Origin of the sequence: Burkholderia sp. BCC1998 (genome assembly GCF_905339875.1) — a bacterium.
Lineage (GTDB): Bacteria > Pseudomonadota > Gammaproteobacteria > Burkholderiales > Burkholderiaceae > Burkholderia.
The window spans coordinates 198543-224464 of sequence record NZ_CAJPHE010000003.1; the positions used below are offsets into that span (position 1 = coordinate 198543).

At 68.0% G+C, this 25922-nt stretch carries 20 protein-coding genes; 11 read left to right on the forward strand and 9 right to left on the reverse strand.

What is annotated here, in order from left to right:
- Positions 1 to 26: 26 nt before the first annotated feature.
- From cls to dapC, 6 genes are all read right to left on the reverse strand, one after another.
- Positions 27 to 1466 (reverse strand): cardiolipin synthase, encoded by a 1440-nt coding sequence (gene cls / locus U5A56_RS07070; protein ID WP_321921569.1) that lies wholly within the window; start codon positions 1464 to 1466, stop codon positions 27 to 29.
- 113 nt (positions 1467 to 1579) lie between these two features.
- Positions 1580 to 2488, reverse strand: a complete 909-nt coding sequence (prmB, locus tag U5A56_RS07075) for a 50S ribosomal protein L3 N(5)-glutamine methyltransferase (RefSeq protein ID WP_124519992.1) — start codon at positions 2486 to 2488, stop codon at positions 1580 to 1582.
- Between the two features lie 11 nt (positions 2489 to 2499).
- Positions 2500 to 3639, reverse strand: a complete 1140-nt coding sequence (dapE, locus tag U5A56_RS07080; RefSeq protein WP_124570241.1) for a succinyl-diaminopimelate desuccinylase — start codon at positions 3637 to 3639, stop codon at positions 2500 to 2502.
- An 87-nt stretch (positions 3640 to 3726) separates the two neighbouring features.
- Positions 3727 to 4095, reverse strand: coding sequence for an ArsC family reductase (locus U5A56_RS07085; protein WP_121859337.1), 369 nt, complete (start codon positions 4093 to 4095; stop codon positions 3727 to 3729).
- Positions 4095 to 4922: a 2,3,4,5-tetrahydropyridine-2,6-dicarboxylate N-succinyltransferase gene (dapD, locus tag U5A56_RS07090; protein ID WP_006478479.1), complete on the reverse strand. Its 828-nt coding sequence runs from the start codon at positions 4920 to 4922 to the stop codon at positions 4095 to 4097. The genes U5A56_RS07085 and dapD overlap by 1 nt, the downstream gene beginning before the upstream one ends.
- A gap of 45 nt (positions 4923 to 4967) precedes the next feature.
- Positions 4968 to 6200, reverse strand: coding sequence for a succinyldiaminopimelate transaminase (dapC, locus tag U5A56_RS07095; protein ID WP_321921572.1), 1233 nt, complete (start codon positions 6198 to 6200; stop codon positions 4968 to 4970).
- A gap of 167 nt (positions 6201 to 6367) precedes the next feature.
- Here dapC and U5A56_RS07100 point away from each other — a divergent pair, with 167 nt between their 5' ends.
- From U5A56_RS07100 to def, 5 genes are all read left to right on the forward strand, one after another.
- A complete protein-coding gene (locus U5A56_RS07100) occupies positions 6368 to 7309 on the forward strand; it encodes a DMT family transporter (protein ID WP_321921573.1) in 942 nt (313 codons plus the stop codon).
- 140 nt (positions 7310 to 7449) lie between these two features.
- A complete protein-coding gene (smc, locus tag U5A56_RS07105; RefSeq protein ID WP_044847936.1) occupies positions 7450 to 10962 on the forward strand; it encodes a chromosome segregation protein SMC in 3513 nt (1170 codons plus the stop codon).
- 85 nt (positions 10963 to 11047) lie between these two features.
- Positions 11048 to 12340 (forward strand): cell division protein ZipA C-terminal FtsZ-binding domain-containing protein, encoded by a 1293-nt coding sequence (locus tag U5A56_RS07110; protein WP_124486184.1) that lies wholly within the window; start codon positions 11048 to 11050, stop codon positions 12338 to 12340.
- 199 nt (positions 12341 to 12539) lie between these two features.
- Positions 12540 to 14615 (forward strand): NAD-dependent DNA ligase LigA, encoded by a 2076-nt coding sequence (gene ligA / locus U5A56_RS07115; RefSeq protein ID WP_321921575.1) that lies wholly within the window; start codon positions 12540 to 12542, stop codon positions 14613 to 14615.
- Positions 14612 to 15145: a peptide deformylase gene (def, locus tag U5A56_RS07120; RefSeq protein ID WP_044847933.1), complete on the forward strand. Its 534-nt coding sequence runs from the start codon at positions 14612 to 14614 to the stop codon at positions 15143 to 15145. Before ligA ends, def begins: the two co-directional genes overlap by 4 nt.
- Before the next feature lie 108 nt (positions 15146 to 15253).
- On the opposite strand, the gene U5A56_RS07125 is transcribed toward def, so the two are convergent.
- Genes U5A56_RS07125 through map form a run of 3 tightly spaced genes read right to left on the reverse strand, consistent with a single transcriptional unit; the run spans position 15254 to position 20579 of the window.
- Entirely contained in the window at positions 15254 to 17116 is a 1863-nt protein-coding gene (locus U5A56_RS07125; protein ID WP_321921576.1) for a pseudouridine synthase, read from the reverse strand.
- A gap of 16 nt (positions 17117 to 17132) precedes the next feature.
- Positions 17133 to 19709, reverse strand: a complete 2577-nt coding sequence (locus U5A56_RS07130; RefSeq protein ID WP_321801228.1) for a [protein-PII] uridylyltransferase — start codon at positions 19707 to 19709, stop codon at positions 17133 to 17135.
- Positions 19710 to 19763: 54 nt separating this feature from the next.
- Entirely contained in the window at positions 19764 to 20579 is an 816-nt protein-coding gene (gene map, locus U5A56_RS07135; protein ID WP_021159103.1) for a type I methionyl aminopeptidase, read from the reverse strand.
- A 368-nt stretch (positions 20580 to 20947) separates the two neighbouring features.
- Here map and rpsB point away from each other — a divergent pair, with 368 nt between their 5' ends.
- The 6 genes from rpsB to U5A56_RS07165 all read left to right on the forward strand — a co-directional run bounded on the left by rpsB (position 20948) and on the right by U5A56_RS07165 (position 25910).
- Positions 20948 to 21688: a 30S ribosomal protein S2 gene (rpsB, locus tag U5A56_RS07140; protein ID WP_006483818.1), complete on the forward strand. Its 741-nt coding sequence runs from the start codon at positions 20948 to 20950 to the stop codon at positions 21686 to 21688.
- Positions 21689 to 21850: 162 nt separating this feature from the next.
- Complete coding sequence (gene tsf / locus U5A56_RS07145) at positions 21851 to 22732, forward strand: translation elongation factor Ts (protein WP_044843775.1); 882 nt, start codon at positions 21851 to 21853, stop codon at positions 22730 to 22732.
- Positions 22733 to 22888: 156 nt separating this feature from the next.
- The gene (gene pyrH / locus U5A56_RS07150) at positions 22889 to 23602 is read left to right on the forward strand and encodes a UMP kinase (RefSeq protein ID WP_011885142.1); all 714 of its coding nucleotides are present in this window, start codon (positions 22889 to 22891) and stop codon (positions 23600 to 23602) included.
- 102 nt (positions 23603 to 23704) lie between these two features.
- Positions 23705 to 24265 carry a ribosome recycling factor gene (gene frr / locus U5A56_RS07155; protein WP_006752152.1) on the forward strand — a complete coding sequence of 187 codons (561 nt, stop codon included), beginning with the start codon at positions 23705 to 23707 and terminating at the stop codon, positions 24263 to 24265.
- A 47-nt stretch (positions 24266 to 24312) separates the two neighbouring features.
- Complete coding sequence (uppS, locus tag U5A56_RS07160) at positions 24313 to 25095, forward strand: polyprenyl diphosphate synthase (RefSeq protein WP_321921579.1); 783 nt, start codon at positions 24313 to 24315, stop codon at positions 25093 to 25095.
- Positions 25089 to 25910 carry a phosphatidate cytidylyltransferase gene (locus tag U5A56_RS07165; RefSeq protein ID WP_124486187.1) on the forward strand — a complete coding sequence of 274 codons (822 nt, stop codon included), beginning with the start codon at positions 25089 to 25091 and terminating at the stop codon, positions 25908 to 25910. Before uppS ends, U5A56_RS07165 begins: the two co-directional genes overlap by 7 nt.
- Positions 25911 to 25922 lie beyond the last annotated feature (12 nt).

The window sequence follows — 25922 nt, forward strand, 5'->3', positions numbered from 1 at the left end:
GCGCGGGGCCGGCGCTCGCGCAACTTCTACAGGATCGGCGCGAACAGGCGCGCGACGTGCATGGCGATACGCCGCCACGCGGGCGAGTGCCGATACTCGTTCGCATCGACTTCGTAGGCCAGCGCGAAATCGGCGTCGAGCATCGCTTCGACTTCGGCGGCGAACGCGCGGTCGACGGTCAGCACCATGATTTCGAAGTTCAGCCGGAACGAGCGGTTGTCGAGATTCGCGCTGCCGATGGCGGCCGCGACGCGGTCGATCAGCAGCACTTTCTGATGCAGGAAGCCGGGCCGGTAGCGAAACACCTTGACGCCAGCGTCGACGAGATCGCGCGCATAGAGCTTCGACGCCTCGAACACCACGTAGTGATCGCGCCGGCTCGGAATCAGGATGCGCACGTCGACGCCGCGCATCACCGCGAGCTTCAGCGCGGCGATCACCGCTTCGTCGGGCACGAGATACGGCGTCGTGATCCAGACCCGTTCGCGCGCGGCGTTGATCGCCTCGACGAAGAACAGCGAGCCGGTTTCCTGCTTGTCGGCCGGCCCCATCGGCACGGCGAGGCAATGCATCGCGTCGTCGGGCAGCGCCTCCGGCGGCGCGGCGAGCGGCGGCAGCGTCTGCGTGGCCCAGTGCCAGTCTTCGGCGAACACGTACTGGATGCTGGCAACCACCGGGCCGCGAATCTCGATATGGGTGTCGCGCCACGGCGACAGGCGCCGGTTCGCACCGAGATATTCGACGCCGACGTTGAGGCCGCCGACGAACGCGCGATTGCCGTCGACGACGACGATCTTGCGATGGTTGCGGAAGTTGAGCTGGAAGCGGTTGACGAACTTGCGGTGGGTCGCGAACGGATGGACCTCGACGCCGCCGCGGCGCAGCGAGTCGACGTAACCGCGCGGCAGGTCGAAGCTGCCGATGCTGTCGTACAGCAGGTAGCAGCGCACGCCGGCCGCCGTGCGGGCGAGCAGCGCGTCGCGCAGCATCTGGCCGAGCGCGTCGTCGCGCACGATGAAGAACTGGACGATCACGTAGTCGCGCGCGGCGTCGATCGCCGACAGGATCGCCGAGAAGGTTGCGTCGCCGTTCACGAGCGTGCGCACCGCATTGCCGCCGACGAACGGCATTCCGCCCAGCCGCGTGAGCGCGAGCACGGCGGCCCGGCCGATCGCGTCGGCGGCCTGCCCGTCGGTTGCGTCCGCAGCGGGCCATGGCGCGCGCGGTGCGTGCGTGCGCAGCGCTTCCATCTCGTGGCGCCGCGCGTCGACATAGCCGGAGAACTTGCTGCGGCCGAGGAACAGGTACGGGATGAGCGTCAGGTACGGCATCGCGGCGAGCGACACGGCCCATGCGATCGCGCCTTGCGACGTGCGGGTATTCATGAGCGCATGACACGCCGCGATGATCCCGAGCACATGGATGGCCAGGACCAGGGTGCCGAGATGTAGCCAGTCGAGGGTCATGGGCGCGTGACGGACTCCTGAAGTCGTGCGGCGCGACGGCCGCTTACGCGCATCTTACCCAACCGTGCGGGACAGCGGTGTGCCGTACCGCACGGTTCGGTCGCGGCGCGCCGTCAGGCCTTGCGCGGCAGGTCCGACGCCTGGATCAGGAACACGGCGTCGTCGCCCGCGCTGGTGGGCAGCCACGTGAGCTCGAGGCCGCCGAACGCGGCTTCGACGTGCTCGCGCTCGTTGCCGATCTCGACGACGAGCACGCCGTCGTCGTGCAGCCAGTTGTGCGCTTGCCCGATGATGCGCCGCACGATGTCCATCCCGTCGTCGCCGCCCGCGAGCGCCATTTCCGGCTCGTGCCGGTACTCGGGCGGGAGGGCCGCCATCGACGTCGCGTTCACGTACGGCGGGTTCGTCAGGATCACGTCGTAGCGCGTGTCGGGTTCGGCGCGGAACGCGGGCAGCGGCGTGTAGAGGTCGCCGCGATGCAGCGTGATGCGATCGTCGAGGCCATAGTCGCGCACGTTGATCTCGGCGACTTCGAGTGCCTTCTCGGACAGGTCGACCGCGTCGATCTCGGCATTCGGGAACGCGCTGGCCGCGAGGATCGCGAGGCAGCCGGAGCCGGTGCACAGCTCGAGCACAGCGCCGACCTGCTCGGGATCGGCGACATACGGCTGCAGCCCGTCGTCGAGCAGTTCGCCGATGAACGAGCGCGGCACGATCACGCGCTCGTCGACGTAGAAGCGGTGGCCGTGCATCCACGCTTCATGCGTGAGATACGCGGCCGGCACGCGGTCGGTCGCGCGTCGCTCGATCACTGCGAGCACGGCCGCGATTTCGTCGGGCAGCAGGCGGGCATCGAGGAACGGCTCGAGCGTGTCGAGCGGCAGGTCGAGCGTGTGGAGTACGAGGTAGGCGGCTTCGTCGTATGCGTTGTCCGAGCCGTGGCCGAACGCGAGCTTCGCCTTCGAGAAGCGCGTGACCGCATAGCGCAGCAGGTCGCGAACAGTTGCAAAAGGTGTCGTCATGCGAGGCTCCGTCAGGCGATCAGTTGTTCGAGCACGCGGCGGTACACGTTCTTCAGCGGGTCGACGAAGCGCACGTCGATGTGCTCGTCGATCTTGTGGATGCTGCCGTTCGGCGGACCGAACTCGATCACCTGCGGGCAGATGCGCGCGATGAAGCGCCCGTCGGACGTGCCGCCCGTCGTCGACAGCTCGGTCGTGAGGCCGGTCTCGGCGCGGATCGCGTTCTCCAGCGCGTTCGACAGGTCGCCGCGCGGCGTGAGGAACGGCAGGCCGCTCACCGACCACTTCAGCGAATATTCGAGGCCGTGCTTGTCGAGGATCGCATGCACGCGCGCCTGCAGGCCCTCGACGGTGCTCGCCGTCGAAAAGCGGAAGTTGAACATCAGGTCCGCGTGGCCGGGGATCACGTTGGTCGCACCGGTGCCTGCATGCAGGTTCGACACCTGCCAGGTGGTCGGCGGGAAGTATTCGTTGCCTTCGTCCCACTGTTCGGCGGCGAGCTCGGCGAGCGCCGGCGCGAGCAGGTGGATCGGGTTCTTCGCGAGGTGCGGGTACGCGATGTGGCCCTGCACGCCCTTGACGATCAGCTCGCCCGACATCGAGCCGCGGCGGCCGTTCTTCACGACGTCGCCGAGTTCGGCGGTCGACGTCGGCTCGCCGACGATGCAGTAGTCGAGACGTTCGCCGCGCGCTTCGAGCAGCTCGACGACTTTCACGGTGCCGTCGGTGGCCGGGCCTTCCTCGTCGCTCGTGATCAGGAACGCGATCGCGCCGCGGTGGCCGGGGTGGGCCGCGACGAATTCCTCGGAGGCGACGACGAACGCCGCGAGCGACGTCTTCATGTCGGCCGCGCCGCGGCCGTACAGCTTGCCGTCACGATGCGCGGGAATGAACGGCGGCGAGGTCCACTGCTCGAGCGGGCCGGTCGGCACGACGTCGGTGTGGCCCGCGAACGCGAGCAGCTTGCCGTCGCGGCCGTCGGCGCCGCGCTTGACGGCCCACAGGTTGGTCACGCCATGCGACGCGATGGTTTCGCATTCGAAGCCGAGTGCGGCGAGGCGCTCGGTCATGATCTGCTGGCAATGCTGGTCGTCGGGCGTGACGGACGCGCGGGCGATCAGCTGTTCGGTAAGGGCTAGGGTGGCGGACATGGTTCGGACCACTTTCGATAAAAAATGCCGGCGCGGTGGCCGGCAGCGATGAGGCGTCGTGTGCAGCGCGGGCGCCGCGCGGGCCGCCTAGGCGGCAAACAGCGCCGCGTACTGATCGGCCACGAAGCCGAGCGATTTCACGCGGCCGTTGACGACGAGCACGGGGCGCTTGATGACCGACGGCTTGTGGATCATCAGCGCAACCGCGCCGGACTTCGTTTCCGCAGCCGCCTTCATGGCGTCGTCCAGGCCGCGCCACGTCGTGCCGCGCTTGTTCACGAGCGCGTCGAGCGATACGTCCTTCAGCCAGTCTTCGACCAGCGGTGCGCTGACGCCGAGCTTCTTGAAGTCGTGGAACTCGAACTCGACGCCGTGATCGTCGAGCCACACGCGGGCCTTCTTCACGGTGTCGCAGTTCGGAATGCCGTAGACGACCACGGTGTGCGGCTTCGCCATCAGTCGCCTCGCAGCAGCTCGTTCAGTCCGACCTTCGCGCGGGTCTTCGCGTCGACCTTCTTCACGATCACCGCGCAGTACAGGCTGTGCGAGCCGTCCTTCGACGGCAGGTTGCCGGCGACGACGACCGAGCCCGCCGGGATGCGGCCGTAGCTGACTTCGCCCGTTTCGCGATCGTAGATCTTGGTGCTCTGGCCGAGGTACACGCCCATCGAGATCACCGAGTTCTCCTCGACGATCACGCCTTCGACGACTTCCGAGCGCGCGCCGATGAAGCAGTTGTCTTCGATGATGACCGGGTTGGCCTGCAGCGGCTCGAGCACGCCGCCGATGCCGACGCCGCCCGACAGGTGCACGTTCTTGCCGATCTGCGCGCACGAACCGACCGTCGCCCACGTGTCGACCATCGTGCCTTCGTCGACGTATGCGCCGATGTTGGTGTACGACGGCATCAGCACGACGTTCTTCGCGATGAACGAGCCGCGGCGCGCGATGGCCGGCGGCACGACGCGGAAGCCGCCCGCGGCGAAGTCTTCGGCCGTGTAGTTCGCGAACTTCGACGGCACCTTGTCGTAGAACTGCGAGTAGCCGCCCGCCGGCATCGGTGCGTTGTCCTCCAGGCGGAACGACAGCAGCACGGCCTTCTTCAGCCACTGATGGACGGTCCAGTTGCCGTCGATCTTCTCGGCGACGCGCAGTGCACCCTTGTCGAGCTGCTCGATCGCGTGAGCGACGGCTTCGCGGACGTCGGCGGGCGCGGCCTTCGGCGACAGCTCGGCGCGGTTTTCCCAGGCGGTATCGATGATTTGCTGAAGTTGTTGCGACATGTTCGTTTTCGCAGGAGATGAATGGAATTGATCGGGATGGACGTCTTACCGCGCGAGAGCCCGGCAGAAATCGACGATGCGTTGCGCGCCCTCGACGCATTCGGGGGTGCCCGCGACGAGCGCGATCCGGATGAAATCGCGGCCCGGATTGGTGCCGTGCGCATCGCGCGCGAGGTACGAGCCGGGCAGAACCGTCACATTATAGTCGGCGTACAGGCGGCGGGCGAACTCGGTGTCCGACAGGCCGGTGCGCGCGACGTTGGCCCACAGGTAGAACGCGGCGTCGGGCAGCTTCACGTCGATCACGTCGGCCAGCATCGGCGTGACCGTGCTGAACTTCTGCAGGTACAGCGCGCGGTTCTCGCGCACGTGCGCCTCGTCGTTCCACGCGGCGATGCTCGCGTGCTGCCAGACCGGCGACAGCGCGGCGCCGTGGTACGTGCGGTACAGCAGGAATTTTTTCAGCAGCGCGGCGTCGCCGGCGACGAAGCCCGAGCGCATGCCCGGCACGTTCGAGCGCTTCGACAGGCTCGACAGCATCACGAGCCGCTCGAAGCCGCGGCCGAGGCGGTGCGCGGCCTCGAGGCCGCCGAGCGGCGGCGCCGCTTCGTCGAAATAGATCTCCGAATAGCACTCGTCGGACGCGATCACGAAACCGTGGCGGTCGGACAGCGCGAACAGCTCGCGCCAGTCGTCGAGCGTCAGCACGGCGCCCGTCGGGTTGCCCGGCGAGCACACGTACAGCAGCTGGGTGCGCGCCCACACTTCATCGGGCACGGCCGCGTAGTCGCACGCGAAGTTGCGGAGCGGGTCGCTGTTCGCGAAATAGGGTTCGGCACCGGCCAGCAGCGCCGCGCCTTCGTAAATTTGATAGAACGGATTCGGACAGAGTACGATCGCCTTCTTGCCGTCCGCGCGCGGGCGCGCGTCGATCACCGTCTGCGCGAGCGAGAACAGCGCCTCGCGGGAGCCCGATACGGGCAGCACCTGCGTCGCCGGGTCGATTGCCGGCAGCCCGTAGCGGCGCTCGAGCCAGTGTGCGATCGACGTGCGCAGCGCGTCCGAGCCGGCCGTGGCCGGGTACGACGCGAGACCGTCGAGCGCGGCCACCACGGCGTCGCGGATCAGCGCCGGCGTCGGGTGCTTGGGCTCGCCGATGCCGAAGCTGATCGGTTTCAGGTCGCCGGAAGGCGTCACGTCCTTGAACAGGGCGCGCAGCTTTTCGAAGGGATAGGGCTGGAGCGAGTCGAGTCGAGGGTTCACGGGCGAAGCGGCCATCGCGGCCGGTTGGAGCGAAAGGGCGAAAGGGGCGGCGCGGGTGCCGCACGGCTGCGGGCGGGCGCCGACGGCGCGCGGCTCGCAGCGGACGATTATAACGTGACGCAATGCGGTCGCGGCCCGCCGGAACGGCGGCCGGGCCGCTCGAATAAAGGGTAGCGAATCAAATGAATAACGCGGTACGCGGCAGCCTGCCGACGCTGGCCATCCTGATCGGCGCGTCGGTATGGGGCCTGATCTGGTATCCGCTGCGGATTCTCGCGTCGCTCGGGCTCACCGGCACGCTGGCGAGCGCGCTGACGAGCGTGGTCGCGTTCCTGTTCGTGGTCGTCGTGCGGCACCGCACGATCGCCACGCTGCGCTGGCACTGGGTGCTGCCGGGCATCGCGATCACGGCGGGCGTGACCAATCTCGGTTTCGTGTGGGGCACGATCCACGGCGAAGTGCTGCGCGTGATGCTGCTGTTCTACCTGACCCCGGCATGGACCGCGATCTACGCGCATTTCCTGCTGCGCGAGCGGCTGACCTGGGCCGGCGCGGCGCTCGCGGCGCTGTCGATCGGCGGCGCGATGCTGATGCTGTGGTCGCCGCAGCTCGGCGTGCCGCTGCCGGCCAACCCGGCCGAATGGGCGGGGCTCGCGGCCGGCCTGAGTTTCGCGATGAGCAACGTGCTCGTGATCAAGGCGAGCCGCGAGCTGCCGGAGATGCGCGCCGAGATGCGTACGGCGACGCTGTTCGGCGGCGCGGCGGTGTTCGGCGCGGTCGCGTCGCTGTTCGAGGGGCTGCCGGCCGCGCCGGCGGGAAGCCAGCTCGGCGTCGCGGCAGCGATCATCGCCGCGATCGGCGTGACGATGGCCGCCAACAACCTGCTCGTGCAATACGGGCTCGCGCGCGTGCCGGCGAACCGCGCGTCGATCATCATGCTGTTCGAGATCGTGATCACCGCGCTGTCGGCATGGGTGTTCGCGAGCGAACTGCCGAGCGCGCGAGAGTGGGCGGGCGGCGCGTGCATCGTGCTGGCGACGTTGCTGTCGAGCCGGGTCCATCGTGCCGCGCCGGCAACGGGCAAACCCGGCGACGGGCGGGACGGCGCACGCGCGATGGTATGATGGAAGCCGTTTGCGGGGCCAACGCTTGAGATGCGCGCGGCCCCGCTTTTGAATTCCGGGGCGCATCGCGCACACGGGCCGTCCGGCCCCGCGCGTCGCGGCCCCGTCCGTTTCACCTCTTCTTCACATCCGATACCGCCGTGCGTCTGAGCTCGATCAAACTCGCTGGCTTCAAATCCTTTGTCGATCCCACGCATTTCCAGGTTCCGGGCCAGCTTGTCGGCGTGGTGGGCCCGAACGGGTGCGGCAAGTCCAACATCATCGATGCCGTGCGCTGGGTGCTCGGCGAGTCGCGCGCGTCCGAGTTGCGCGGCGAGTCGATGCAGGACGTGATCTTCAACGGCTCGACCGCCCGCAAGCCCGGCAGCCGGGCCAGCGTCGAACTGATCTTCGACAACTCCGACGGCCGCGCGGCCGGGCAGTGGGGCCAGTACGGCGAGATCGCCGTGAAGCGCGTGCTGACGCGCGACGGCACGTCGAGCTACTACATCAACAACCTGCCGGCGCGCCGCCGCGACATCCAGGACATCTTCCTCGGCACGGGCCTCGGGCCCCGCGCGTACGCGATCATCGGGCAGGGCATGATCGCGCGGATCATCGAGGCGAAGCCGGAAGAGCTGCGCGTGTTCCTCGAGGAAGCCGCGGGCGTGTCGAAGTACAAGGAACGCCGCCGCGAGACCGAGAACCGCCTGCACGACACGCGCGAGAACCTGACGCGCGTCGAGGACATCGTCCGCGAGCTCGGCGCGAACCTCGAGAAGCTCGAGGCGCAGGCGGTCGTCGCGACCAAGTACAAGGAACTCGTCGCCGACGGCGAGGAGAAGCAGCGCCTGTTGTGGCTGCTGCGCAAGAACGAGGCCGCGGGCGAGCAGCAGAAGCAGCAGCGCGCGATCGAGCAGGCGCAGATCGACCTCGAGGCGCAGACGGCGAAACTTCGCGAGGTCGAATCGCAGCTCGAGACGCTGCGGGTCGCGCATTACTCGGCGAGCGACGCGATGCAGGGCGCGCAGGGCGCGCTCTACGAGGCCAACGCCGAAGTGAGCCGCCTCGAGGCCGAGATCAAGTTCATCGTCGAATCGCGCAACCGCGTGCAGGCGCAGATCGCCGCGCTGAACGCGCAGCGCGAGCAATGGCGCGCGCAGGCCGAGAAGGCGCAGGACGAGCTCGAGGAAGCCGAAGAGGCGCGCGCGATGGCCGACGAGAAGGCCGCGCTCGCCGAAGACAACGCGGCCGCGAAACACGACGCGCTGCCGGCGCTCGAGGCGAAATGGCGCGATGCGCAGGCGCAGCTCAACGACGAGCGCGCGCGGATCGCGCAGACCGAACAGTCGCTGAAGCTCGAGGCTGCGCACCAGCGCAATGCCGACCAGCAGCTCCAGCAGCTTCAGCAGCGCCACGAGCGCCTGAAGTCCGAGGCGGGCGGGCTCGACGCGCCCGACGAGGCGCAGCTCGAAGAACTGCGCATGCAGCTCGCCGAGCAGGAAGAAATCCTCGCCGAAGCGCAGGCGCGCCTCGCCGATGCGCAGGAAACGGTACCGCGCCTCGACGGCGAGCGCCGCGCGGCCCAGGAGCGCGTGCAGGCCGAAAGCGCGCAGATCCACCAGCTCGAGGCGCGGCTCGCCGCGCTCAAGCAACTGCAGGAGAACGTGCAGACCGAAGGCAAGATCCAGCCGTGGCTGGACAAGCACGAGCTCGGCGCGCTGCCGCGTCTCTGGAAGAAGCTGCACGTCGAGGCCGGCTGGGAAGCGGCGCTCGAGGCCGTGCTGCGCGAGCGCCTGGCCGCGCTCGAAGTGTCGAATCTCGACTGGGTGAAGGCGTTCGCGACCGATGCGCCGCCCGCGAAGCTCGCGTTCTACGCGCCGCCCGTGGCCGGCGAGCCGCCGGCCGCCGCGGCCGGGCTGCGCCCGGTGCTGTCGCTCGTGCGCATCGACGATGCAGGCATCCGCGCGGTGCTGAACGACTGGCTCGGCAACGTGTACGTCGCCGACGACGTCGCGCAGGCACTCGCGACGCGCGCGCAACTGCCGGCCGGCGGCGCGTTCGTCGTGAAGGCCGGCCACATCGTCACGCGTGTCGGCGTGCAGCTGTACGCGGCCGATTCGGAGCAGGCCGGGATGCTGGCCCGCCAGCAGGAGATCGAGAACCTCACGCGCCAGGTGCGCGCGCAGGCGCTGCTCGCCGACGAGGCCCGCACGGCGGCGGTGCGCGCGGAAGCCGCACACACGCAGGCCACGCAGGCGCTCGGCGACGTGCGCGCGCAGGCCGAACGCGCGACCCAGCGCGTGCATGCATTGCAGATGGACGTGCTGAAGCTCGCCCAGGCGCATGAACGCTACACGCAGCGCAGCACGCAGATCCGCGAGGAACTCGAGGAGATCGGCGCGCAGATCGACGAGCAGCGCGCATTGCGCGCGGAATCGGAAGCGAACTTCGAGCGCTTCGACGGCGAACTCGCGGAGCTGCAGGCGCGCTTCGAGGACAACCAGCTCGCGTTCGAGGCGCTCGACGAATCGCTGACGCAGGCGCGCCAGGAAGCGCGCGACCTCGAGCGCGGCGCGAACGACGCGCGTTTCGCCGCGCGCAACGCGGTCACGCGCATCGACGAACTGAAGCGCAGCATCCAGGTCGCGCACGAGCAGAGCGAGCGCGTCGCCGCGTCGCTGGAAGACGCGCGCGCCGAACTCGAAACGATCAACGAGCAGACCGCGCACACGGGCCTGCAGGACGCGCTCGAAATTCGCGCGGTGAAGGAAGAGGCGCTGCAGGCTGCGCGGATCGAACTCGACGACCTGACCGCGAAGCTGCGCGCGTCGGACGAGCAGCGTCTCGTCGCCGAGCGTTCGCTGCAGCCGCTGCGCGACCGCATCACCGAGCTGCAGCTGAAGGAGCAGGCCGCGCGCCTGTCCGTCGAGCAGTTTGCCGAGCAGCTCGCGGCGGCCGAGGTCGACGAGGAAGCGCTGCGCGAGAAGCTGACGCCGGACCTGAAACCGTCGTACCTGCAGGGCGAGGTCACGCGCCTGAACAACGCGATCAACGCGCTGGGTCCGGTCAACATGGCCGCGCTCGACGAGCTGAAGGCCGCGAGCGAGCGCAAGGTGTTCCTCGATGCGCAGTCGGCCGACCTGACCGACGCGATCACGACGCTCGAGGATGCGATCCACAAGATCGACCAGGAAACCCGCACGCTGCTGCAGGGTACCTTCGACGAGGTCAACCGTCACTTCAGCGACCTGTTCCCGCGCCTGTTCGGCGGCGGCCAGGCGAAGCTGATCATGACGGGCGACGAAATCCTCGATGCGGGCGTGCAGGTGATGGCGCAGCCGCCGGGCAAGAAGAACGCGACCATCCACCTGCTGTCGGGCGGCGAAAAGGCGCTGACCGCCACCGCACTGGTGTTCGCGATGTTCCAGTTGAACCCGGCGCCGTTCTGTCTGCTCGACGAGGTCGACGCGCCGCTCGACGACGCGAACACCGAGCGTTTCGCGAATCTCGTGCGCGCGATGTCCGACAAGACGCAGTTCCTCTTCATCTCGCACAACAAGATCGCGATGGAGATGGCGCAGCAGCTGATCGGCGTGACGATGCAGGAGCAGGGCGTGTCGCGGATCGTCGCGGTGGACATGGAAACCGCCGCGGGTTTTGCCCAGAATTGACGTTTGAAGAAACCGGACCGCGTTCGCGCGGCGCATGGGCGCCCGTTCGCGGTTCCGACGAACAAGAATTGCTGATGGAGCGTGCATGGACGAGTTGACACTCGGTTTGATCGGCGCGGGCGCCGTCGTGGTGGGCGGCGTCGTGGTCTACAACGCGTGGCAGGGTGCGAAGGTGCGGCGCAGGATGCCGCGCCCGATGCCGGAAGAGGCGGTCGAGGCGATGAATCGCCCCGAGCGCGACGAAGAGCTGCCGTTCATCGAGCCGGTGCGCCAGCCCGCACGCCGCGAGCCCGCGGCGCCGGCACCGGCCGCCGCCGCCGCGAGCGCGCCGGTCGAAGCCGCGCGCGTCGAGCCGACCTTCGGCGGCGTGGCGCCTGCCGACACGCCGGCCGACCTGCAGGCCGAAGCCACCGGGGGCGACGCGCCGTCGGGGTCGACCGAGTCGGCCGAGCAGGCCGTCGACGATGCCGCCGCCGCCGCGCAGGAAGCGCCGGCCGCCGCCGCATCGCACGAACCGGCCGAACCCGTGCTGCCGGCCGCCACGACGATTTCGTCGGCGCCGCCCGCGATCGTCGACCGCCGGATCGACTGCATCGTGCCGATTCGCCTCGGCGCGCCGCTGCCGGGCGACAAGATCCTGCCGGCCGCGCAGCGGCTGCGCCGCGCGGGCAGCAAGCCCGTGCATATCGAAGGCAAGCCGGAAGGCGGCCAATGGGAGCTGCTGCAGAACGGCGTGCGCTATGAAGAGCTGCGCGCGGCCGCGCAGCTCGCGAACCGCAGCGGCGCGCTGAACGAGCTCGAATTCTCCGAGTTCGTGACGGGCGTCCAGCAGTTCGCCGACACGATCGACGGCGCACCGGAATTCCCCGACATGATGGAGACGGTCGCGATGGCGCGCGAACTCGACGGCTTTGCCGCGCAGTGCGACGCGCAGTTGTCGATCAACGTGATGTCGGACGGCGCGCCGTGGTCGGCGAACTACGTGCAGGCCGTCGCGTCCCAGGACGGGTTGCTGCTGTCGCGCGACGGCACGCGGTTCGTGAAGCTCGACGCGAAGCAGAACCCTGTGTTCATGCTGCAGTTCGGCGACACGAACTTCCTGCGCGACGACCTGACCTACAAGGGCGGCAACATGATCACGCTGGTGCTCGACGTGCCGGTCGCCGAAGAGGACATCCTGCCGTTCCGGCTGATGTGCGATTACGCGAAGTCGCTGTCCGAGCGGATCGGCGCGCGGGTCGTCGACGATTCGCGCCGGCCGCTGCCGGAATCGACGCTCGTCGCGATCGACCAGCAACTGATGAAGCTGTACGCGAAGCTCGAGGAAGCGGGCATCCCGGCCGGTTCGCCGGTCACGCGCCGTCTCTTCAGCCAGTAACGCGTTGCACGGGCGGCGGCCTGACGTGCCGTCGCCCGTCGGTCGCTGCTGCAGTGCACACACACCGCCTGGGTGCGCCGCAGCGGGCCTGCGCGGCATGCATCGCGCGCCCCCGTCGCGGCGTCATCGCGAGCCCCCGTCGCGGCGTCAAACTGAGATAATCGAACATCCGATTTTTCAGAACGAATCTGCCGCCAGCATGGCCCGAACCCAAGCCGAACCGCCAGCCAGCCAGCCCGACGCGCGTGCCGCGTGGCTGCGCGACCAACTCGAGCGGGCGAATTACGCCTATTACGTGCTCGACCAGCCGGACCTGCCCGACGCCGAATACGATCGGCTGTTCGGCGAGCTGCAGCAACTCGAAACCGATCATCCCGAACTCGTGACGCCCGATTCGCCGACGCAGCGCGTCGGCGGCGAAGTGGCGGGCGGTTTCACGCCGGTCGTCCACGACGCGCCGATGCTGTCGCTGAACAACGGTTTCGCCGACGAGGACATCGTCGCATTCGACAAGCGCGTCGCCGATGCGCTCGACAAGACGACCGATCTCGCCGGCTCGGTGACGGACCCGGTCGAATACGCGTGCGAGCTGAAGTTCGACGGGCTCGCGATCTCGCTGCGCTACGAGCGGGGCGTGTTCGTGCAGGCGTCGACGCGCGGCGACGGCACGACCGGCGAGGACGTGACCGAGAACGTCCGCACGATCCGCTCGATCCCGCTGAAGCTGAAGGGCAAGCATGTGCCGGCCGTGCTCGACGTGCGCGGCGAGGTGCTGATGTTCAAGCGTGATTTCGCACGCCTGAACGAACGCCAGCGCGCGGCCGAGCAGCGCGAATTCGCGAACCCGCGCAATGCGGCGGCCGGCAGCCTGCGCCAGCTCGACCCGAAGATCACCGCGCAGCGTCCGCTGTCGTTCTTCGCGTACGGGGTCGGCAGGCTCGACGGGATGCCGATGCCGGACACGCACAGCGCGCTGCTCGACTGGTACGAAACGCTCGGCCTGCCGGTGAACCGCGAACGCGCGGTCGTGCAGGGCGCCGATGGCCTGCTCGGCTTCTTCCGCAAGGTCGGCGAGAAGCGCGAGTCGCTGCCGTACGACATCGACGGCGTCGTCTACAAGGTGAACCGGCGCGACGAGCAGGACCGCCTCGGCTTCGTGTCGCGCGCACCACGCTTCGCGCTCGCGCACAAGTTCCCCGCGCAGGAAGCGCTGACGAAGCTGGTCGCGATCGACGTGCAGGTCGGCCGCACGGGCGCGATCACGCCGGTTGCGCGGCTCGAACCCGTGTTCGTCGGCGGCGCGACGGTGACCAACGCGACGCTGCACAACGAGGACGAAGTGCGCCGCAAGGACATCCGGATCGGCGATACCGTGATCGTGCGGCGCGCGGGCGACGTGATCCCCGAGGTCGTCGGTGCGTTGCTCGAGCGCCGGCCGGATGACGCGGCCGAGTTCGTGATGCCGACCGAGTGCCCGGTGTGCGGCTCGAAGATCGAGCGCCTGCCGGACGAGGCGATCGCACGCTGCACGGGCGGGCTGTTCTGCCCGGCTCAGCGCAAGCAGGCGCTGTGGCACTTCGCGCAGCGCCGCGCGCTCGACATCGACGGGCTCGGCGAGAAGATCATCGATCAGCTCGTCGAACTGAATCTCGTGCGCACGCCGGCCGACCTGTTCAATCTCGGTTTCGCGACGCTTGCTGAACTCGACCGGTTCGCGGAGAAGTCCGCGCAGAATCTGCTCGACTCGCTCGAGAAGGCGAAGCACACGACGCTCGCGCGCTTCATCTACGGGCTCGGGATCCGCCATGTCGGCGAATCGACCGCGAAGGATCTCGCGAAGCATTTCGGGTCGCTGACGCCGATCATGGACGCGTCGATCGAGGAACTGCTCGAAGTGAACGACGTCGGGCCGATCGTGGCCGAGTCGATTCACCAGTTCTTCGCGGAAGAGCACAACCGCACGGTGATCGAGCAATTGCGCGCGCCCGGCAAGGTCACGTGGCCCGAAGGCCCGCCCGCGCCGAAGGCGCCGCAGGGCGTGCTCGCTGGCAAGACGGTCGTGCTCACGGGCACGCTGCCGAACCTCACGCGCGACGCGGCGAAGGAGATGCTCGAAGCGGCCGGCGCGAAAGTCGCGGGCTCGGTATCGAAGAAGACGGATTATGTGGTCGCGGGCGCCGACGCCGGCAGCAAGCTCGTGAAGGCCGAGGAACTCGGCATCCCCGTGCTGGACGAAGACGGACTGCACCAACTCCTGGAGGGCAACACGCCATGATTCGCGAGATCCTGAAGATGGGCGATCCGCGCCTGCTCGAAGTCGCCAAGCCGGTCGAGCGGTTCGACACCCCCGAACTGCACGAGATCGTCGCGGACATGTTCGAGACGATGCATCACGCGAACGGCGCGGGGCTCGCCGCGCCGCAGATCGGCGTCGGGCTGCAGATCATCATCTTCGGCTTCGGCAGCAACAACCGTTATCCGGACGCACCGCCGGTGCCCGAGACCGTGCTGATCAACCCGAAGCTCGAGTACATGCCGCCGGACATGGAAGAGGGCTGGGAAGGCTGTCTGTCGGTGCCGGGCATGCGCGGCGTCGTCAGCCGCTACGCGAAGGTGCGTTACAGCGGCTTCGACCAGTTCGGCGCGAAGCTCGACCGTGTCGCGGAAGGCTTCCATGCGCGGGTCGTCCAGCACGAATACGATCACCTGATCGGCAAGCTGTATCCGATGCGGATCACCGACTTCACGCGCTTCGGCTTCACCGAGGTGCTGTTCCCGGGGCTCGATCCGGCCGCCGACGACTGACCTTGATGCGGCTGCGCGCGCCGCGTTGCGCGTGGTTTCGTACCGGATATGAAAAAGCCCGCTTGCGCGGGCTTGTTTCATGGTGCGGCACGCAGCGCGTGCCCGCTGTCAGAACGACTCGTCGGCCGACAGGTAGCGCCATTGCCCCTGCGGCAGCGCGCCGAGCATCACGCGGCCCATCCGCACGCGCTTCAGGCCGATCACTTCGAGACCGACCAGTTCGCACATGCGGCGGATCTGGCGCTTCTTGCCTTCACGCAGCACGAAACGCAGCTGTTCGCCGTTCTGCCAGCTGACCATCGCCGGCTTCAGCGGGACGCCGTCGAGTTCGAGGCCGTGGCGCAGCTTCGCGAGCGATTCCGCGGGGAAGTGCTGGTCGATGTCGATCAGCCGTTCGCCGAAGCGCACGCGCACCAGATACTCCTTGTCGATGTCCGACTGCTCGCCGATCAGCTGCTTCGCGATCACGCCATTCTGCGTCAGTACGAGCAGGCCGGTGGAGTCGATGTCGAGCCGGCCGGCCGGCGCGAGCGCGTGCAGGTGCTGCGGCGAGAAGCGCAGCGGCGAGCGGTCGCCGCTCCACTGGTTGGCGCGCGTGATCAGCACCGATGCCGGCTCATAGCCGTCTTCCGCCTGACCCGACACGTAGCCGACCGGCTTGTGCAGCAGGATCGTCACCTGCGCGGCCTGCGCGGCGCTCGCGCGCTCGTCGATCTCGATCTTCTGGTCCGGGCGGACCTTGGTGCCGAGCGTGTCGATGCGTTCGCCGTCGACGAGCACCCAGCCCTTTTCGATCCATTCGTCGGCTTCGCGGCGCGAGCACAGGCCGAGTTCGGACATGCGCTTCGACAGGCGCATCAGGCCGGTTTCGTCGCCGTGGTCGACGTCGGCCGCCGCGCGCTTGACCGGTTGCGCGGTCTTGACCGCACCGAACGAGCGGCGTTCGCCGTCGCGTGCGGGGCGCGCCGGGCGGTCGCCGAAGCTGCGCTTCGCGCCTTCGCCGGATGCCTTGTCGCGATAGGACGGGCGTTTGCCTTCATCGGCGCCTGCGCGGCGCGGGCGGGCGTCGTCATCACGACGCGGCGGGCGATCGGACGACGTGCGACGGTCGCCGAAGCTGCGTTTTGCGCCTTCGCCGGATGCGTTGTCGCGATAGGGCGCACGTGCGCCGCCTTCGCCACCCGCGCGACGCGGACGTGCATCGTCGTCGCGACGCGGCGGGCGATCGGACGACGTGCGACGGTCGCCGAAACTGCGTTTTGCGCCTTCGCCGGATGCGTTGTCGCGATAGGGCGCACGCGGGCCGCCTTCGCCACCCGCACGACGCGGACGTGCATCGTCGTCACGACGGGGCGGACGATCTGAAGACGTGCGACGGTCGCCGAAACTGCGCTTCGCCCCCTCGCCGGATGCGTTGTCGCGATACGGCGCACGCGGGCCGCCTTCGCCACCCGCGCGACGCGGACGTGCATCGTCATCGCGACGCGGCGGGCGATCGGACGACGTGCGACGGTCGCCGAAGCTGCGCTTTGCGCCTTCGCCGGACGCGTTGTCGCGATACGGCGCACGTGCGCCGCCTTCGCCACCTGCGCGACGCGGACGTGCATCATCATCGCGACGCGGCGGGCGATCCGACGACGTGCGACGGTCGCCGAAGCTGCGCTTCGCCCCTTCGCCGGCTGCGTTGTCGCGATACGGCGCGCGCGTGCCGCGTTCGGCACCGCCCTCACGCGGCGCACGCTTGGCCGGTGCGCGATCCGCGCCCGGGCGCTCGGCGCCTGCCGCGCCGCGCGGCTTGAACGAGCGTTCGCCGGCGGCGGCCGGCGCGGCCTTCTTCGGGCGCGCCGGCTTGTCGCCTGCGGGTAGCGCGGCGGGGCGCACCGCCTTGCGGGCGACGAGGCTGCCGGAGCGGACAGGGGCGCGGGTCGGCGACGCCGGCTTCGGATTCTTGACGGTTAATTTGGTGCGCATAAACGCTGGGATTCATTCAGACTGCGATCGCGCGCAGCAATTCGGTTTCGAGCTGGATCTGCAGGCGGTTGTCGGACAGGCCGGCACCGTCGAGCAGGAAGATGTCCTCGACGCGTTCGCCGAGCGTATTGATCCGCGCCGCGTGGACGCCGACCTGATGCTCGGCCAGGACGCGCGCGATCGAATAGAGAAGGCCCGGCCGGTCGTTGGCGGACACGGACAGGATGTAGTACTGGCCGCGCTCGTCGGCCCGGAGGTCGACGCGCGGCGTGATCGGAAACGTCCGCGACAACCGCGACAGGCGGCCCTTGGACGGCTCCGGCAGCGACGCGGTTTCGGCAAGGCGCGCCGCGAGTTGCTGTTCGACGAGATTCGCGATGTCGCGGTAGCGCACGTCGCGTTCGGTCTGCGTGACGATGAAGTTGTCGAGCGCATAGCCGTGCCGCGTCGTGCTGACGCGCGCATCGAGCACCGACAGCCCGTTGCGGTCGAAGTACGCGCAGATGCCCGCGAACAGGTCGGGGCGGTCCTTCACGTACACGAGCACCTGCAGCGCGTCGCCGATCGGCGACGGCCGCGCGCGCACGATCGCGGTCTCGGCGTTCACGTGCCGGTACAGCACGCGCGTCTGCCATGCGATGTCGGCCGCGTCGTGACGCAGGAAGAAGCCGACGTCGAGCTGGTCCCACAGCGCGCGGTGCGCGTCGTCGGGCACGGTCTCGAGGCGCAGCAGCGCGAGCGCCTGCTCCTGCCGCGACTTCAGTTCCGAATGCGCGTCGGGGTTCGCTCCGCCGAGCACCGCGAGCGTGATGCGGTACAGGTCCTCGAGCAGCTTGCCCTTCCACGTGTTCCACACCTTCGGGCTCGTGCCGCGGATATCGGCGACGGTCAGCAGGTAGAGCGCGGTGAGGTAGCGCTCGTTGCCGACGACTTCGGCGAAGCGCTTGATGACTTCCGGGTCGCTCGTGTCCTGCTTCTGCGCGACCTGGCTCATCGTCAGGTGATGCTGGACGAGCCACACGATCAGCGACGCGTCGTCGCCGGTGATCCCGTGCTCGCGGCAGAAGCGCCGCGCGTCGGCCATCCCGAGCGTCGAGTGGTCGCCGCCGCGGCCTTTCGCGATGTCGTGGAACAGCGCCGCGACGTATAGCACCCACGGGCGCTCGAAGTTGCCGATCAGCTGGCTGCAGAACGGGTACTCGTGCGCATGCTCGGCCACCGCGAAGCGGCGGATGTTGCGCAACACCATCAGGATATGCTGGTCGACCGTGTACACGTGGTACAGGTCGTGCTGCATCTGGCCGACGATGCGGCGGAAATTCAGCAGGTAGCGGCCGAGCACGCTCGTCTGGTTCATCAGCCGGAACGCATGCGTGATGCCTTCGGGCTGCTGCAGGATCTGCATGAACGTGCGGCGGTTCTGCGGATCGCGCCGCCACGTGTGGTTCATGATCTCGCGCGAGTTGTAGAGCGCGCGCAGCGTGCGGGCGGACAGGCCCTTCACGCCGCGGGTCGCCTCGTACAGCAGGAACGCCTCGAGGATCGCGTCGGGATGGCGTTCGAACACGCCGTCGTCGACGATCTCGAGCATGCCCTGCTTCTCGACGAAGCGATCGGGCGACAGCACGCGCGTGATGCCGCTCGTCGCGGGGAACAGCTGCGCCTCGATGTTCTGGATCAGGATCGTCGCCAGCTGCGTGACCGCTTTCGCGGCCCAGTAGTAGCGGCGCATCAGCTGCTCGCTCGCGCGCTTGGCCTGCGTCGGCCGGTAGCCGAAGCTCTCGGCGGCCTGCGTCTGCAGGTCGAACACGAGCATGTCCTGGCGGCGCCCGGCGATCACGTGCAGCCGCGCGCGCAGGGTCTTCAAGAATCCTTCGTTGCGGCGCAGCTCGCGCGCCTCGCGATCGGTGATGAGGCCGCGCGTGTCGAGCTCGCGCCAGCTGCTGCCGAAGCCGGCCGCGCGCGCGATCCACAGGATCGTCTGCAGGTCGCGCAGCCCGCCGGGGCTCTCCTTCACGTTCGGCTCGAGGCTGTACGGCGTGTCCTGGAACTTCGCGTGGCGCTGGCGCATCTCGAGCACCTTCGCGGTGAAGAAGGCGCGCGCGTCGAGCGCCTCGTGATACCGCACGGTGAAGCGTTCGAACAGCGCGGTGCCGCCGACAATGCGGCGCGCTTCGAGCAGCGAGGTCTGCACGGTGACGTCCTGCGACGCCTCCTCGATGCATTGCTCGACCGTGCGCACGCTGCTGCCGATCTCGAGGCCGAGATCCCACGCCATCCCGATGAAGCGCTCGATCCGCGCGTCGAGCGCCGGGTCGTGCGCATCGGGCAGCAGCACCAGGATGTCGACGTCGGAGTGGGGCGCGAGCTCGCCGCGCCCGTAACCGCCGACGGCGACGAGCGCGAGCGTCGCGGGCAGCCCGCAGTCGTCCCACACGCGCTTGAGCGCATCGTCGGTGAGTCTCGACAGCGCGTGCATCAGCGACGTGACGTTCGTCGCGCTGCGAAAGCGCTCGAGCAGGTCGGCCTTGGCGGCCTTGAATTCGGCGCGCCGCGACAGCGCTGCGGGCGAGGGGGCGGCGTGAGCGCTCATGGGCGGCCGTTCAGGTCAACAGGTGAGAGGTGGGCGGGGCGGGCGCGACGGCGCTCAGACCGCGGCGGCCGGTTGCGCGAACACCGGGCGTGCCGGCGTGCCGGCGGACACGGTCAGCACCTCGTAACCCGTTTCGGTGACGAGCACCGTGTGCTCCCATTGCGCGGACAGGCTGCGATCGCGCGTCTTGACCGTCCACTGGTCGGGCATCGTGCGGATGTCGCGCTTGCCGGCGTTGATCATCGGCTCGATCGTGAAGATCATCCCGGCCTTCAGCTCGATGCCGGTGCCCGGGCGCCCGTAGTGGACGACCTGCGGATCCTCGTGGAACACCGTGCCGATGCCGTGGCCGCAGTATTCGCGCACGACGCTGTAGCCCTGCGCTTCGGCATGCTTCTGGATCGCGTAGCCGATGTCGCCGAGGTGCGCGCCGGGCTTGACCTGGTCGATGCCGAGCCACATGCACTCGTAGGTGGTCTGCACGAGGCGCTTCGCGAGGATCGAGCCTTCGCCGACGATGAACATCCGGCTGGTGTCGCCGAAGTAGCCGTTCTTGATCACGGTGATGTCGATGTTCAGCGCGTCGCCGTTCTTGATCACCTTCTCGCCGGGAATGCCGTGGCAGATCACGTCGTTGACCGAGATGCAGGTGGCCTTCGGGTACGGCGGATAGCCGGGCGGCTGGTAGTTCAGCGGCGCGGGGATCGTGCCCTGCTCGTTGAGCATGAATTCGTGACAGAGCCGGTCGAGTTCGGCGGTCGTGATGCCCGCGACGACGTGCGGCGTGATGAAGTCGAGCACTTCGCTCGCGAGACGGCAGGCGACGCGCATCTCGGCGATGTCGTGTTCGTTTTTGAGCGTAATAGCCATCGAGGTATGCCTGGAATGCGGTGAATTGACGGATTATCGCACCTTATGGCGGGCCTCGCAGCCCCTGCCGGCGGTGCCGGTGCGGGTTTTCGCGGATTGTCCGGCCGGCTGCCGCGCGGCAAGCGAAAGTGGCGGGCGACTTGAGAGCCGACAAATCGGCGTGCTATACTCTTTGGCTAAGTCGACATCCAAATGCCGAACATGCCCCGATGTGGGGCGGTATCGCGACGGCATCAGGATGAAAGGCTTGCGGCACGGGCAGTTTCGCACGTGCCGAATCGCAAGCCGGCGCAACCAGGGTGCCGGCCGCGCGGAACGCGCGGCGGTACGGCAGCCGGCTTAAGACCCAACCCTCGTGGAGAATTTACATGGCAGTCACGATGCGCCAAATGCTGGAAGCGGGTGTCCACTTCGGTCACCAGACGCGCTTCTGGAACCCGAAGATGGCTCCGTTCATTTTCGGTCACCGCAACAAGATTCACATCATCAACCTCGAAAAGACGCTGCCGATGTTCACGGACGCACAGAAGTACGTGCGCCAGCTGGCAGCGAACCGCGGCACGATCCTGTTCGTCGGCACGAAGCGCCAGTCGCGTGACACGATCGCCCAGGAAGCGCAACGTGCGGGCATGCCGTACGTCAACGCACGCTGGCTCGGCGGCATGATGACCAACTTCAAGACGCTGAAGGTATCGATCAAGCGCCTGAAGGACATGGAAGCGGCAGTCGAGGCAGGCGAGCTCGAGAAGATGAGCAAGAAGGAAGCGCTGCTGTTCGAACGCGAAATCGCCAAGCTGCAGAAGTCGATCGGCGGTGTGAAGGACATGGGCGGCATTCCGGACGCAATCTTCGTCGTCGACGTCGGCTACCACAAGATCGCCGTCACGGAAGCGAACAAGCTGGGCGTGCCGGTCATCGCCGTGGTCGACACGAACCACTCGCCGGAAGGTGTGGACTACGTGATCCCGGGCAACGACGACTCGAGCAAGGCAGTCGCGCTGTACGCTGAAGGCGTGGCCGACGCGATCCTGGAAGGCCGTGCGAACGCGGTCAACGAAGTGGTCCAGGCAGCGCGTGGCGACGACGAGTACGTCGAGGAAAACGCGTAACTGGCCCCGAGCCGGCGCAAAAAGGGGGCTCTCAACAGGCCCCCTTTTTTTAAGCTTGTGCGCCGGACCTGATCGCGCCGAATCGGCGCGGGTCCGGAAACGATTTTCGGCCGTTCGCGTCCAAGCGGGCGGCGTTGTGAATACAGACTCAAGGAGCGAATGATGGCGGCAATTACCGCAAGCATGGTGGCAGAACTGCGCGCAAAGACCGACGCACCGATGATGGAGTGCAAGAAGGCGCTGACGGAAGCCGACGGCGACCTGGCCAAGGCTGAAGAGCTGCTGCGCGTCAAGCTCGGCAACAAGGCGAGCAAGGCGGCATCGCGCGTGACGGCAGAAGGCGTCGTCGCATCGTTCGTCGGCGGCAACGCGGGCGCGCTGGTCGAGCTGAACTGCGAAACCGACTTCGTCGCGAAGAACGACGACTTCCTCGCATTCTCGAAGACGGTCGCAGAACTCGTCGCGACGCAAAACCCGGCCGACGTGGCAGCGCTGTCGGCACTGCCGCTCGACGGTTCGACGGTCGACGCAGTCCGCCTGGCCCTGATCGGCAAGATCGGCGAGAACGTCTCGATCCGCCGTTTCGTCCGTTTCGAAACCGCGAACAAGATCGCAACGTACCTGCACGGCGCGCGTATCGGCGTGATCGTCGAGTACACGGGTGCGGAAGAGCAGGTCGGCAAGGACGTCGCGATGCACATCGCCGCGATGAAGCCGGTCGCCCTGTCGTCGGCCGACGTGCCGGCGGAACTGATCGAGACGGAACGCCGCGTCGCCGAGCAGAAGGCTGCCGAATCGGGCAAGCCGGCTGAAATCGTCGCGAAGATGGTCGACGGCAGCGTCCAGAAGTACCTGAAGGAAGTGTCGCTGCTGAACCAGACGTTCGTGAAGAACGACAAGCAGACGATCGAGCAGATGCTGAAGGCAGCGAACGCGACCGTGCAGAAGTTCGCGCTGTTCGTCGTCGGCGAAGGCATCGAGAAGCGCCAGGACGACTTCGCCGCCGAAGTGGCCGCGCAAGTCGCAGCAGCAAAGCAGCAGTAAGCAGTCAGGCAGTATCCGCGGCGGGCGTCCGCTCCGCCGCGGCCGGCGGCGCCGCCGGCCGGCCGGGAAACCCGGTCCGGTCGCCGGCGCTTGCCCGAATCAGTATTTCGCCCCTACAGTTCGTGGTTGTCATCCTCTCGTCGCTCGGAAGCCCCTATGTCCAATGCCTATAAACGCGTCCTCCTCAAACTCTCCGGCGAAGCGCTGATGGGCGACGATGCCTTCGGCATCAATCGCGCGACGATCGAACGGATGGTGGCGGATATCGCCGAAGTCGTGGGTCTCGGTACGCAACTCGCGGTCGTGATCGGCGGCGGTAACATTTTCCGCGGTGTCGCGGGCGGTGCGGCCGGCATGGACCGCGCGACGGCCGACTACATGGGGATGCTGGCGACGATGATGAACGCGCTGGCGCTGCAGGACGCGATGCGCCACGCCGGCATCGTCGCGCGCGTGCAGTCCGCGCTGCGCATGGATCAGGTCGTCGAGCCGTACATCCGGCCGCGCGCGATCCGCCAGCTCGAGGAAGGCAAGGTCGTGATCTTCGCGGCCGGCACGGGCAACCCGTTCTTCACGACGGACACGGCCGCCGCGCTGCGCGGTTCGGAAGTGGGCGCCGAGGTCGTTTTGAAGGCGACCAAGGTCGATGGCGTATATTCTGCCGATCCGAAGAAGGATCCGTCGGCCACGCGCTACACGACGATCAGCTTCGACGAGGCGATCAGCCGCAATCTGCAGGTGATGGACGCGACGGCCTTCGCGCTGTGCCGCGACCAGAAGCTGCCGATCCGCGTGTTTTCGATCAACAAGCCGGGCGCGCTCAAGCGCATCGTGCTGGGCGAGGACGAAGGTACGCTCGTCCACGTGTAAACTCCCGCGGATGCGGGCAAGCGGCGCGGGTCGCCGGCCGTGGTGCGTGGCGCACCGGGCGCGGCCCGCGTTCATTGAAGGTTGGAAGGTTCGGAGGTTGAAATGAGTGTCGCTGATGTCAAGAAGGGCGTAGAGCAGAAGATGCAGCGCTCGATCGAAGCGTTCAAGAACGATCTGGCGAAGATCCGTACGGGCCGTGCGCATACCGGTCTGCTCGATCACGTGCAGGTCGACTACTACGGTTCGATGGTGCCGATCTCGCAGGTTGCGAACCTGACGCTCGTCGACGCACGCACGATCGGCGTGCAGCCGTGGGAAAAGAACATGGTCGCGAAGGTCGAGAAGGCCATCCGCGAAGCCGATCTGGGCCTGAACCCGGCCACGGCCGGCGACCTGATCCGCGTGCCGATGCCCGCGCTGACGGAAGAGCGCCGCCGCGAGCTGACCAAGGTGGTCAAGAGCGAAGGCGAAACGGCCAAGGTCGCGATCCGCAACCTGCGCCGCGACGCGAACGAAGCGCTCAAGAAGCTCGTTAAGGACAAGGAAATCTCGGAAGACGACGAGCGCCGTGCGAGCGACGACGTGCAGAAGCTGACCGACAAGCACGTCGCCGAAGTCGACAAGCTCGTGCAGAGCAAGGAAGCCGAGATCATGACGGTCTGACGACCGTCCTCGCGCGCCGCCTTCTTCCCGCAACTGTCTCAACGGCCATGACCTATACCAGCTCTACCGTTCGCGTGCCTGACGTCGGCGCCGTGCCGCGTCATATCGCGATCATCATGGACGGCAACGGCCGTTGGGCGACCGAACGCCGCTTGCCGCGCGTCGCGGGGCACACCTGCGGCGTCGACGCCGTGCGGTCGGTGGTTGAAGGCTGCGCGCGCGCCGGCGTCGAATATCTGACGCTGTTCGCGTTCAGTTCGGAAAACTGGCGCCGGCCGAACGACGAAGTGTCGTTCCTGATGCGGCTGTTCATCACCGCGCTCGAGCGCGAGATCGGCAAGCTGCATGCGAACGGGATCCGCCTGCGCGTCGTGGGCGATCTCGAGCGTTTCGAGCCGCGCATCCGCGAACTGATCCGCCGCGCCGAAACCAAGACGGCGCGCAACACCCGCCTGACCCTGACGATCGCCGCGAACTACGGCGGCCGCTGGGACATCCTGCAGGCGACGAAGAAACTCGTCGAGCAGGCCGTGCGCGAGGGCCGCGAGGTCGAGGTGACCGAAGACGCGTTCGCGCCGCACCTGGCGATGGCCTATGCGCCGGAGCCCGATCTCTTCATCCGCACCGGCGGCGAGCAGCGCGTCAGCAATTTCCTGCTGTGGCAGCTCGCGTACGCCGAATTCTATTTCACCGACAAATACTGGCCGGATTTCGACGGCGCGGCGCTGGCCGACGCGATCGCGTCGTATACCGAGCGCGAGCGCCGTTTCGGGCGCACCAGCGCGCAGCTCGAACCGCAATCGCAGAACGCCGATTCCCTTTCATGCTGAAGACCCGTGTGATCACGGCGGTCGTGATGCTGGCCGTGTTGCTGCCGGTGACGCTGTTCGCGCCGCTCGCGGCCTTCGGCGCGCTGATCGGCGTCGTGCTCGTGTTCGCCGCGTGGGAATGGGCGCGCCTGCTGAAGCTCGGCGCGGCCGGTTCGGTCGTTTATGCGATCGTCGCCGCGCTGGCGCTCGCGGCGACCGCGCCGCTCGGCGTCGAGGCCGCTTCGTCCCGTCCCCTTTTCATGGCGGCCGGCGTGTTCTGGCTGCTGGTCGGCCCGTTCTCGCTGCGGCGCAAGCCGGAACTCGCGGGCGGCGTGTGGCGGCCGTTCCTGCTCGCGGCCGGGCTCGTGGTATTCGCGGCCTGCTGGCACGCGGTCGTCGCGGCGCGTGCGCAGGGCGTTCCGTTCGTGCTCTCGCTGCTGCTGGTCGTGTGGCTGGCCGATATTGGTGCATATTTCGCGGGCAAGGCCTTCGGAAAGCGTAAACTGGCCGTGACGATCAGCCCCGGGAAGAGCTGGGAAGGCGCGATCGGCGGCTGGCTCGCCGTGATGGTCGTCGCGGGAGCCGCGATGGCCGCGCACTGGTTCGAGCCGACCCTGTTTTCCGCATTCGCGACGCGCTACGGGATGCCCGGCGCGTGGGCCGCGCTGACGCTGCTGGTTGCGTACAGCGTGATCGGCGACCTGTTCGAGTCGCTGCTCAAGCGTCAGGCGGGCGTGAAGGATTCGAGCGGTCTGCTGCCCGGTCACGGCGGCGTGCTCGACCGCGTCGACGCGCTGCTGCCGGTGCTGCCGCTCGCAATGCTGCTGCTTGGTTAAACCACTATTTCT

Excerpts from the sequence above, each read along its gene's own strand:
- uppS (WP_321921579.1), top strand. The coding sequence starts at position 24,313 with ATGACCTATACCAGCTCTACCGTTCGCGTGCCTGACGTCGGCGCCGTG.
- rpsB (WP_006483818.1), top strand. The coding sequence starts at position 20,948 with ATGGCAGTCACGATGCGCCAAATGCTGGAAGCGGGTGTCCACTTCGGT.
- pyrH (WP_011885142.1), top strand. The coding sequence starts at position 22,889 with ATGTCCAATGCCTATAAACGCGTCCTCCTCAAACTCTCCGGCGAAGCG.
- U5A56_RS07100 (WP_321921573.1), top strand. The coding sequence starts at position 6,368 with ATGAATAACGCGGTACGCGGCAGCCTGCCGACGCTGGCCATCCTGATC.
- U5A56_RS07130 (WP_321801228.1), bottom strand. The coding sequence starts at position 19,709 with ATGAGCGCTCACGCCGCCCCCTCGCCCGCAGCGCTGTCGCGGCGCGCC.
- def (WP_044847933.1), top strand. The coding sequence starts at position 14,612 with ATGATTCGCGAGATCCTGAAGATGGGCGATCCGCGCCTGCTCGAAGTC.
- frr (WP_006752152.1), top strand. The coding sequence starts at position 23,705 with ATGAGTGTCGCTGATGTCAAGAAGGGCGTAGAGCAGAAGATGCAGCGC.
- ligA (WP_321921575.1), top strand. The coding sequence starts at position 12,540 with ATGGCCCGAACCCAAGCCGAACCGCCAGCCAGCCAGCCCGACGCGCGT.
- tsf (WP_044843775.1), top strand. The coding sequence starts at position 21,851 with ATGGCGGCAATTACCGCAAGCATGGTGGCAGAACTGCGCGCAAAGACC.
- dapD (WP_006478479.1), bottom strand. The coding sequence starts at position 4,922 with ATGTCGCAACAACTTCAGCAAATCATCGATACCGCCTGGGAAAACCGC.
- U5A56_RS07125 (WP_321921576.1), bottom strand. The coding sequence starts at position 17,116 with ATGCGCACCAAATTAACCGTCAAGAATCCGAAGCCGGCGTCGCCGACC.
- U5A56_RS07165 (WP_124486187.1), top strand. The coding sequence starts at position 25,089 with ATGCTGAAGACCCGTGTGATCACGGCGGTCGTGATGCTGGCCGTGTTG.
- map (WP_021159103.1), bottom strand. The coding sequence starts at position 20,579 with ATGGCTATTACGCTCAAAAACGAACACGACATCGCCGAGATGCGCGTC.
- dapE (WP_124570241.1), bottom strand. The coding sequence starts at position 3,639 with ATGTCCGCCACCCTAGCCCTTACCGAACAGCTGATCGCCCGCGCGTCC.
- U5A56_RS07085 (WP_121859337.1), bottom strand. The coding sequence starts at position 4,095 with ATGGCGAAGCCGCACACCGTGGTCGTCTACGGCATTCCGAACTGCGAC.
- prmB (WP_124519992.1), bottom strand. The coding sequence starts at position 2,488 with ATGACGACACCTTTTGCAACTGTTCGCGACCTGCTGCGCTATGCGGTC.
- cls (WP_321921569.1), bottom strand. The coding sequence starts at position 1,466 with ATGACCCTCGACTGGCTACATCTCGGCACCCTGGTCCTGGCCATCCAT.
- U5A56_RS07110 (WP_124486184.1), top strand. The coding sequence starts at position 11,048 with ATGGACGAGTTGACACTCGGTTTGATCGGCGCGGGCGCCGTCGTGGTG.
- dapC (WP_321921572.1), bottom strand. The coding sequence starts at position 6,200 with ATGGCCGCTTCGCCCGTGAACCCTCGACTCGACTCGCTCCAGCCCTAT.